The organism is Bradyrhizobium sp. Arg237L (genome assembly GCF_029990105.1).
Lineage (GTDB): Bacteria > Pseudomonadota > Alphaproteobacteria > Rhizobiales > Xanthobacteraceae > Bradyrhizobium.
The window spans coordinates 1-9,283 of sequence record NZ_JAQMIL010000139.1 but is presented as its reverse complement, the minus strand read 5'-3'; the positions used below and the strand labels follow the sequence as shown (position 1 = coordinate 9,283).

Here is a 9,283-nt window from a genome sequence, read left to right as displayed (position 1 = left end):
GGTGACCGGGCTTTCTTGCCACCGTCGCTCTGCTCAACGAACAGAACTTAGCGCCAGCGTCGGGGCGCCAGAACCACACGACTTCGCCGTCCGTGATCGTCACGCTCGTCAGTCGTGACGCTTACGTCCACCGCATCTCACCGCAACGTTCGTGACGATCGCGACCCGCCCCTCATTTGGGTGAGATGCGCGGAGTTAAATCACTGATTTGCCCGACGCCTTAAGCGGGATATTTTTCACCCGGTGGCTGGACGTCCCAAATCAGCTTGAGATCATTCAACAAATTAATTTCCACGCCCGTCAGATTTCCGGGTCGCTTCGGGCCTCCCGGCACCGACGCGAAACGAGATCGCGATTTTGATTTGCCCGTCGGGCACTGGCGCAAGCTACCAGTGCCAATGTCAGCGGGAGGACCGCGCTTGAATGCGTTCGCCGCGCACCGTTCGAGCGGCGTCGTGCCGGCGTAGTCAGGCCCGCTTCCTATTCAGATCGGCGGTTTGCGTGTTGGGACAGTGCGTCTGCCGCATTACGTCGCTTGCGGTAAGACCTGTTTAAGCATTGAATAACTCGCCTCCATGCGCTGCGCTGCGGTGCAATTCTTAGAGCGGGATCTGAGGCTATGCCGAGTCGGTCCTGTTAACCGCCCGCAAGCAGGGACAGGCGTGCAGCCTTCATGGGGGGCAACGACCGGCGCATTCGATCACCGATGAGGGAGGATAGGATGAGCACTTGGCTTAGTGAGCGAGAACAACGCCTCGTCGCCGGGGCCGAGTCAGCATCGGCGGCTACCCCAATTCCGACCCAGATCGTATCCAATGGCGAGTATCTGCCGCCGCCGCAGAGTAATACCCAGAGGAAGGTCGAGGCCAGGATTAATGAGCTGGCCGAGGCGAATGGCAGGCACCTGGGTCTGAACCGCCGGCAATTCATGCGCACGAGCTGCGGCATGGCTGCAGCATTTCTCGCGATGAACGACGTCTACGGCAACGTCTTCCAGGTCGCGCCAGCTGAAGCCCGCGAGCCGGAGTTAATGCTGGCCCGGGCGCAAAGCCTCGCCGGGCAGTTCATCTTCGACGTCCAGACCCATTTCGTGCGCGACGAGTTCGACCACAAGGAGCTGTTGGGGCTCGGCCAGTTTGCGAGCGAGCACTGGAACCCGAAGATGAAGGAGGAAGGCGTCTCCTCGCTAGGCCGGTACAAATTTGAGAACTACGTGAAAGAGGTTTACTACGACAGCGATACCAGCCTGGCGCTGTTGAGCGGCGCCCCGTTCGACGACCCGAGCTGGTGGCTGCTCTCCAACGAGCAGATCGTCAAGGCCCGCGAGTTGATCAACGATTTCGCCGGCTCTCGGCGGCTGCTGGCGCACAGCGTGATCACCCCGAAGCAGCCCGGCTGGATGGAGGAGGTCGACAAGGCGATCACCGTCTATAAGCCGGATTCTTGGAAGTCCTATACGATAGGTGACCCGCTGGCACCCTCCAAATTCCCGTGGCGGCTCGATGATGAGCCGCTGATGTATCCATTCTACGAGAAGGCGGTGAAGGCCGGCATCAACACGCTGTGCATCCACAAGGGTCTGCTGCCGCCCGACTACGAGAAGTCCTTTGCCGGCGTGTGGGAATACGCAACCGCGTGGGATATCGGAAAAGCTGCAAAGGATTGGCCGCAGATGAACTTCGTGATCTACCACTCGGCGTTGCGGCCATTCCTTGAGCTGCCCGACCAGGCCTGGGCCGAATTCGAGCAGACCGGCCGTATCCGCTGGGCAACGGACCTCGCGGAGATCCCGCAGAAGTTCGGCGTCACTAACGTCTATGCCGAGCTCGGCACGTCTTTCGCCAACTCTGCGGTGGCGCATCCCAAATTCTGCGCCGCTCTGGTCGGCACGCTGATCAAGGGCATGGGCGTCGACCATGTCATGTGGGGCACCGACTCCGTCTGGTACGGGTCGCCGCAGTGGCAGATTGAGGCGCTGCGCCGGCTGGAAATCCCCGAGGACATGCAAAAGGAGTACGGCTTTGCGCCGCTCGGTGACGCCAACAGCCCGACCAAGCAGCTGATCTTCGCCGGCAACGCAATCCGGCTCTACAAGATTAAGATGAAAGCGGCTGACAACACCGGGATGCCGGCGTTTTCCGAGGATCGGCTCGCGGCGCTCAAGAATGAATACGCGTCGGCATCCATCGAGCCCTCGAACCTGCGCTACGGCTACGTTCGAGCTGGCTAAATGCCCAATGGTGCCTTGCGTTCAAAGGGTTGATCGCGAAGCGGCTGGGAAGGCCGCGCGACTCATGAACACCCTGCTGCTGGTGATGATTTCCATCGTTGCAGGTCTGCGAGAAGTGAGCGCGCAGGACGCAGAATGCGTCCGCGAACGCGCTGCCATGGTCGAAACCATCCGCGGCTACGCCCGGTCCCACGGTGTTTTTGGACAGCAGAAGCCGTCGGAGAGGGTCCTTGAGGCCATGGGGCAAACACAGCGCCACCTGTTCATTCCTGAGCGCTCCTGCTCGATCGCATACGCGGACATGCCGGTTCCGATCGGCTTCGGCCAGACCATATCGCAGCCGTTGATCGTCGCGTTGATGACCCAACTGGCCAACGTCGCGCCCGATGATGTCGTGCTCGAAATCGGTACGGGCTCGGGCTATCAGGCCGCTGTCCTAGCGCGTCTGGCGCGAAACGTCTGCACCATCGAGATCATCCCGCAATTGGCCGAGGCCGCCGCCAAAACACTCAGAGAGCTCGCCTATGACAACGTAAACGTTCGGCTCGGCGACGGATATGCTGGCTGGCCGGAATGCAGTCCTTTTGACGCAATCGTCGTAACCGCCGCGCTCGGGCAGGTGCCGCAGCCTCTGATTGAGCAGCTTAGAGTGGGTGGCCGGCTGGTGATGCCGGTCGGGCCTGCTTACACCACTCAGCAGCTCACGGTGGTCGAAAAGATCGGTCCCAGCGAGACGACAACGCGCGTCGTCGGTCTCGTGCGCTTTGTGCCCTTTACGCGTTCACCTGACTAGCAGCCGACTAACGCCCTCCTCTAAGTCGCATTTTGGGTACTCCGGCAACGCACAGTCGACGGGGTCAAGGGACGGACTACTTCAAATAACCCACATAGTAGATTCCGATCACGTTATTCGAAGAATCCCGTATCGGCTTGTACCCTGTGATGTAAGGTTTTCCGAGGATATCCACCTCCCCATAGAACGCGTCACCTGCCCTGATGGACTCGATGGCTTTGCCTTTCGGATCCAGAATCGTTCCAATCGCTCGCGAGCCATCATCCTTCTTCACGTTGGTGGCGACGCGAACGTATTCGTCTCCACTCTTCACGAAGATCGTGGCGGTCCCCTGAGCCTGCTTTACGACCTCGTCAACCAGCTCGAAATTGTTATTCATCTTGGTTGAGCCAAAATAGATGGCAGGCGCCGCCTTGCCGGCGACCGCGTCGGTCCCTTCGATCCTTGGTGGACCTAGTTTATTCGCCTTCGACTCCAAAAGGTCCATCGCCGCCTTTACCTTCGCATCCTGTGCTTGGCCAACGTCTGGCAGAAACATTACGGCCCCGATGAGGCAGGCGATTGCCCAAATGCCGATTGCAATTTGCTTGAGGCTCATGAGCTTTCCTCCCCTGGAAACGCCTGCATGCGTCAGGGTCCTCACCACATTTCGGTGACGACGGGCAGGATCAGGCTGCAGCGGTTTGGGTTTAACGTCACGCGATAACCTCGCACTGATAAGTCGTGCCGGTGCGCGTCTCGAATCTAGTCTGGCACGCTGAGGACCAACATGCGTGGATCAGCCGAATGCATAGGTTTTCGTCAACCAGTTACAGCGCGCGGATTATACACCGAGCATAAAACAAAATATCGCTGCACGACGACGCGAAAATTGGGACAGCAATTCTGCCTGTGAAGAGACGCTCAACGGCCTGGCAAAAGCGGAATCGGACCACAGTACGACCTCAGCTGAGGGCGCTAGCCTACCCTGGCACCAATATCTTCGAACGCGACTGATTTTAGCAGTTACGCCTGACGGCGCGTAATCTCGATCACAGCCCATCCGGCGGCAGGCCGGATGCGCCTGCGGCCACCGGGCGTTTGCGCTTATGCTCGCGGTAGAAGGCGTAGAGTCCGGACAGGACGATAATCGCAGCACCTGTGATCATCATGGCGTCGGGCACGTCGCCGAAGATGAGATAGCCGAGCAGCATGGCCCATAGCAGCGCAAGATAGCGGAACGGCGCCACGGCGGAGATATCGCCGGTGCGCAGCGCCATGATGACGCACTGGTAGCCGATCAGGACAAGAACCGCAGCCATCGCCAGCAAGCCGAGCGCACCGGCGGATGGCGGGGTCCAGCCGCCGAGCGGGACGAGGATGACGGCGCCAGTCGTCGTCACCGTGACTGTTGTCAGCAGCGTGACGAACAGCGACGGAATCTGCGCCGGGATCTGTCTGGTCGCGAGATCGCGCAACGCGCAGAAGACCACCGAGATCAAGGCGAACAGCGCGAACTGGTTGAAGCCTTCGGCGCCAGGGCGAACGATGATGAGAACGCCGACAAAGCCGGCGATGATCGCAAGCCAGCGCCGCCAGCCGACCGGCTCACCGAATGCCAGCGCGGCGCCCAGCGTGACGAGCAGCGGCAGCGCCTGGAGGATCGCGGAGATATTCGCGAGCGGCAAATGCGAGAGTGCCGCAAGGTAGGAGACCGTTCCGCCGACTTCGCCGGTCACCCGCAGCGCGACCGGCTTGACCAGGAGCGTCCGAAACGACCGCATCGCGCCGTGGTGGAATGCCAGCGCCGTGATCAGCCCAATGGCAAACACACCCCGCACCAGCATCACCTGGCCGAAGTTCATCTCCGCTGACACGAACTTGGTGATCGCATCGTTGACCGTGAAGCCCGCCGTGGCCACCGCCATGAACAGGCTTCCGCGTACGTTCGGGGAAAGCGCCAAGTCAGCTACCGGGTCGGATTGGACGGGCAGGCTCGGCTACAACGTGGCGCGATCCGAAGGGGTCGCGCCACACTATCTTCTCTCACGTTGCGCCCGCCTTTTGCGCGTATTCCCAGGATGCCTTGGACAGCGGCACCGTGCGCTTGGCTGATTCGATCGCCTTCGCGTTCGCGGCGGTGCCGTCGCGGATCCGGCCGGCGATACCCTGCGTGATGCCCGCGAGGCGGAACAGATTATAGGCGAAGTACCAGTTGAGATCCGGCACCGCCATGTTGGTGACGTTGCAATAGATCTGCGCAGCCTCTTCCATGCTCGGAATGTTCAGCGCCTTGAGATCGGCGTCGGCAAGCCCCGACATGGTCCATTGCATCAACAGATAGGTGAAGTCGGCCATGGGATCGCCGAGCGTCGACAATTCCCAATCCAGCACCGCCAGCACCCGCGGCTCGGTCGGATGGAAGATCATGTTGTCGAGGCGGTAGTCGCCGTGGACGATCGAGACCCGCTCCTGCTGCGGCACCGTCTTCGGCAGCCACTCGGCCACCTTCTCGAATTCTTCGATGTGCTGCGTCTCGGACGCGCGGTACTGCTTGGTCCAGCGATCGATCTGGCGCGCGAAATAATTCCCGGGCTTGCCGAAATCGCCGAGCCCGATCGCTTCGGGATTGAAGACGTGGAGTTTCGCCAGCGTCTCGATCTTGCTGGTGAAAATCTTGCGCCGATCCTCCGGCGTCTGACTCGGCAGCGTCGGATCCCAGAACACCCGGCCCTCTTCAAAGGACATGACGTAGAAGGTGGCGCCGATCACGGAGTCGTCGGTGCAGAGCGCGTAGGCCCTCGCGACCGGAAAGCCCTGCTTGCCGAGCGCGGCGATCACGCGGAACTCGCGATCGACCGCGTGCGCTGATGGCAACAACTTACCGAACGGCTTGCGCCGCATCACGTAAGCGCGACCGGGCGTCTCGAGCTTATAGGTCGGGTTGGACTGGCCGCCCTTGAATTGCAGGACCTTCAGCGGTCCCTGAAACCCTTCAACGTGCTCCTGCATCCAGCGGGCAAGGCTTGCCTCGTCGATGCGATGCCGTTCCTCGACTTCCCGGGTCCCGGAAAATTCTTCGTCCTTCCTGACGCCGTCCGCCACGATGACGCTCCCTCACTCTTCTTGGGGAGCGCCATCTGGGCGTTCCCGATCAGTGCGTAGTGTTTGCATACTTCCGAAGTTCAAGTCTGGCAATGGCGCGATTATGCACCTCGTCCGGACCGTCGGCCAACCGCAGCGTGCGGATGCCCGCATAATCCTTCGCCAAGCCTGCATCGTCGGACACGCCGCCGCCGCCATAGGCCTGGATCGCCTCGTCGATGATCTTCAGCGCCATATTCGGCGCCGCAACCTTGATCATGGCGATCTCGAGTTGCGCGGACTTGTTGCCGACCTTGTCCATCATGTCGGCAGCCTTGAGGCACAGCAGGCGCGTCATCTCGATATTGGTGCGGGCTTCGCCGATGCGCTGCTCCCACACCGAGTGCTCGATGATCTTTTTGCCGAAGGCGGTGCGCGACATCAGCCGTTTCACCATCTTCTCCAGCGCCTCTTCGGCCTTGCCGATGGTGCGCATGCAGTGATGGATGCGACCCGGGCCGAGGCGGCCCTGCGCGATCTCGAAACCGCGGCCTTCGCCGAGCAGGAGGTTCGACGCCGGCACGCGCACGTTCTCGAGCAGCACCTGGGCATGGCCGTGCGGCGCGTCATCGAAGCCGAACACCGGCAGCATCTTCTCGACCTTGATGCCGGGGGTGTCGAGCGGGACCAGGATCTGCGACTGCTGCTGATGCCTGGCGGCCGAAGGATCAGTCTTGCCCATCAGGATCGCGATCTTGCAGCGGGGATCGCCGACGCCCGACGACCACCACTTGCGGCCGTTGATCACATAGTGATCGCCGTCGCGCTCGATGCGGGTCTCGATGTTGGTCGCATCCGACGAAGCCACCGCGGGCTCCGTCATCAGGAAGGCGGAGCGGATCTCGCCGTCCATCAGCGGCCGCAGCCACTGCCGCTTCTGCTCCTTGCTGCCGTAGCGGAACAGGACTTCCATGTTGCCGGTGTCGGGCGCCGAGCAGTTGAAGACTTCGGACGCCCAGGTGATGTGGCCCATCTCTTCCGAGAGCAGCGCGTATTCGAGATTGGTCAATCCCGCGCCGTGAAATTCGTCGTCATCATGCGAGGACGGCGGCAGGAACATGTTCCAGAGGCCCTCGGCCTTGGCCTTCTTCTTCAGCTCCTCGAGGATCGGGATCACCTTCCAGCGCGGCCCCTCCTCGTCCTGCTTCCTGTAGATCGGCACCGCCGGGCGAACATGCGTGGTCATGAACGACTGCACGCGGTTCAGCCATTCCCTCTGCTTGTCCGACATCGTGAAATCCATGGGACGCTCCTCGTTTCCTAGACTTTGGGCCGCACTGTCTTCCCGCCGCCCGCACGCCGCAAGGCCTGAGCACGGACGACAATGAATGTGGCGTGCCGGAACGTCGATCGCGCATATCAGCGGATTGACATTTTCCGGCCTTCAAACGATAGTTTCATACAAATGTTTGAAATGCAACTCCCGCGACGGGGGTGATCCTAATGGCCAGCGACCAGACCCGTACCGCCATCCTCGCCGCCGCCGAGCGGCTCTATGCCGACCGCGGCTTCGGCGACGTCACGCTGCGCGACATTGTCGCGGAGGCAAACGTCAACCTCGCCGCGGTGAACTATCACTTCGGCTCGAAAGATGAATTGATCGCGGAACTGTTCGTCACCCGCAGCATCCAGCTCAACCGCGAGCGGCTCAGGCTATTGCAGGCCGCCGAGGAAGCAGGCGACGGGCGGGCCTCGGTCGATGCGATACTGCGCGCCCTCGTCGGCCCGACCTTGCGCGGCTGCCTGGGTCCGGAGAACCAACGCTCGACCGCGGCACGTTTCATGATACGGGTCTCGATTGAGTCAGTGCCGCCGATCCGCCGCATCCGGAACCGCGAGATCGATCATTTGCGCAAATTCATCGCGGCGATGCGGCGGTCGCTCCCCGGGCACAGCGATGTCGAACTCTATTGGGGCCTGCACTTCGCACTCGCCATGGCGCAGCAGACCGTGCGCGACAGCGAGCGGCTGACGAAACTGTCGGAAGGCAAATGCGACGTCGACGACGTCGAAGGGATCATCGAACGCGTGGTCTCGGTTGCAGCGATGGCGCTGACGATGGGCGACGCGGCGAGCAAGGCGCCGGCGCGCATGCTCGCGCGCGACGCGCGCTAAGAGCGCGATCCGATCAGGCTGAATCGGCTGCGGATCGGCTTCACCTCCCGCGCTTGCGGTTGCCGCGAAGCGGCCTTGAGAGTCACCTCGCCCGCTTGCGGGAGAGGCATAGGCCGCCTTCGGCGGCCGTCCTTAGAGAACGCCGAAGCGGAGCTTCGGCTATGGCGCAGCGCCGGGTGAGGGCTCTCTCCACGCAAAGATAACCTCTTTCTTTTCGCGGAGAGAGCCCTCACCCCAGCCCTCTCAGAGCGAGCTATGCTCGTCTCTCCCGCAAGCGGGCGAGGAAGCGCAGCTTCATTGCGGCGGCGCTTCTCGCTCTGATCGGAGCACGCGCTAATTCAACACAGAGGCAGTTTCAGACGCAATCGGCCCCGTGCCAGTGGCCTGGGCCATGCCGTACACTGCAAATGCAACCGCCGCATTGGCCTGGACCATCACCAGATCCGGCTTCTTGTTGCCCATGAACGTGATCCGAAAATGGTAGAACGGAATCTGCTGCGCTCCGACCGTCTGATAGGCCAGCACGGCCTGAACATCGGCTACGTTATTTCCTGCGTAATTCGCCGCCAAAATCGAAAACCGGCACGTACCGTCCGGATTGTTGGTGGGACAAGTATAATGCCAGTTATAAACCGCAGATCCTGGCGGAAAGGATTGCGCAATGGCTGGGCTTGCAAGAAGCGCCGCAAGTAAAGGTAAAGCGGAGCGAGCGAGCTGCATCGGTCATTCTCCCCTCACAATTACAGATACAAAGCAGCTTATTAGATACCCATCGACGAAATCTGTCTTTCAATTTCGCGGCACAATGCCGTTTGACGGCCATCGACGGGCGCCCATCTCTCCCCAGCGGCCGTAGCCCGGGTGGAGCGAAGCGTAACCCGGGGAAAGCCCGCGCGATGCTCGACAGATCCCGGGTTGCGCTTCGAGACTGGGCAAGATTTTTTCCGCCCCGATTACAGGGCCCAGGCGAATGCCGGGCGGATTTTGGCTCGGAGACGCGGCCTGCGGGTTTGGAGCCGGTC

The 9,283-nt window shown here is 61.4% G+C and carries 8 protein-coding genes; 3 read left to right on the top strand and 5 right to left on the bottom strand.

What is annotated here, in order from left to right; translation table 11 throughout:
- The first annotated feature begins 721 nt into the window (after nt 1–721).
- The gene (locus tag OZ411_RS42085) at nt 722–2,230 is read left to right on the top strand and encodes an amidohydrolase family protein (protein ID WP_282532674.1); all 1,509 of its coding nucleotides are present in this window, start codon (nt 722–724) and stop codon (nt 2,228–2,230) included.
- A 64-nt stretch (nt 2,231–2,294) separates the two neighbouring features.
- A complete protein-coding gene (locus OZ411_RS42080; RefSeq protein ID WP_282532673.1) occupies nt 2,295–3,023 on the top strand; it encodes a protein-L-isoaspartate(D-aspartate) O-methyltransferase in 729 nt (242 codons plus the stop codon).
- A gap of 76 nt (nt 3,024–3,099) precedes the next feature.
- Here OZ411_RS42080 and OZ411_RS42075 read toward each other — a convergent pair whose 3' ends face one another.
- From OZ411_RS42075 to OZ411_RS42060, 4 genes are all read right to left on the bottom strand, one after another.
- Complete coding sequence (locus OZ411_RS42075; RefSeq protein ID WP_282532672.1) at nt 3,100–3,621, bottom strand: Cache 3/Cache 2 fusion domain-containing protein; 522 nt, start codon at nt 3,619–3,621, stop codon at nt 3,100–3,102.
- A gap of 433 nt (nt 3,622–4,054) precedes the next feature.
- Nucleotides 4,055–4,966 (bottom strand): DMT family transporter, encoded by a 912-nt coding sequence (locus OZ411_RS42070; RefSeq protein ID WP_130581365.1) that lies wholly within the window; start codon nt 4,964–4,966, stop codon nt 4,055–4,057.
- Nucleotides 4,967–5,048: 82 nt separating this feature from the next.
- The gene (locus tag OZ411_RS42065; RefSeq protein WP_282532671.1) at nt 5,049–6,107 is read right to left on the bottom strand and encodes a phosphotransferase family protein; all 1,059 of its coding nucleotides are present in this window, start codon (nt 6,105–6,107) and stop codon (nt 5,049–5,051) included.
- Between the two features lie 49 nt (nt 6,108–6,156).
- The gene (locus OZ411_RS42060; RefSeq protein ID WP_282532670.1) at nt 6,157–7,389 is read right to left on the bottom strand and encodes an acyl-CoA dehydrogenase family protein; all 1,233 of its coding nucleotides are present in this window, start codon (nt 7,387–7,389) and stop codon (nt 6,157–6,159) included.
- 200 nt (nt 7,390–7,589) lie between these two features.
- On the opposite strand from OZ411_RS42060, the gene OZ411_RS42055 reads away from it, so the two are divergent.
- Nucleotides 7,590–8,261 carry a TetR/AcrR family transcriptional regulator gene (locus tag OZ411_RS42055; RefSeq protein ID WP_282532669.1) on the top strand — a complete coding sequence of 224 codons (672 nt, stop codon included), beginning with the start codon at nt 7,590–7,592 and terminating at the stop codon, nt 8,259–8,261.
- 333 nt (nt 8,262–8,594) lie between these two features.
- Here OZ411_RS42055 and OZ411_RS42050 read toward each other — a convergent pair whose 3' ends face one another.
- A complete protein-coding gene (locus OZ411_RS42050) occupies nt 8,595–8,981 on the bottom strand; it encodes a hypothetical protein (protein ID WP_282532668.1) in 387 nt (128 codons plus the stop codon).
- Nucleotides 8,982–9,283: the final 302 nt, after the last annotated feature.

Bases quoted from the DNA above. Each gene is read 5' to 3' on its own strand.
- OZ411_RS42085 (WP_282532674.1), top strand. From the start codon at position 722: ATGAGCACTTGGCTTAGTGAGCGAGAACAACGCCTCGTCGCCGGGGCC.
- OZ411_RS42050 (WP_282532668.1), bottom strand. From the start codon at position 8,981: ATGCAGCTCGCTCGCTCCGCTTTACCTTTACTTGCGGCGCTTCTTGCA.
- OZ411_RS42055 (WP_282532669.1), top strand. From the start codon at position 7,590: ATGGCCAGCGACCAGACCCGTACCGCCATCCTCGCCGCCGCCGAGCGG.
- OZ411_RS42080 (WP_282532673.1), top strand. From the start codon at position 2,295: ATGAACACCCTGCTGCTGGTGATGATTTCCATCGTTGCAGGTCTGCGA.
- OZ411_RS42075 (WP_282532672.1), bottom strand. From the start codon at position 3,621: ATGAGCCTCAAGCAAATTGCAATCGGCATTTGGGCAATCGCCTGCCTC.
- OZ411_RS42060 (WP_282532670.1), bottom strand. From the start codon at position 7,389: ATGGATTTCACGATGTCGGACAAGCAGAGGGAATGGCTGAACCGCGTG.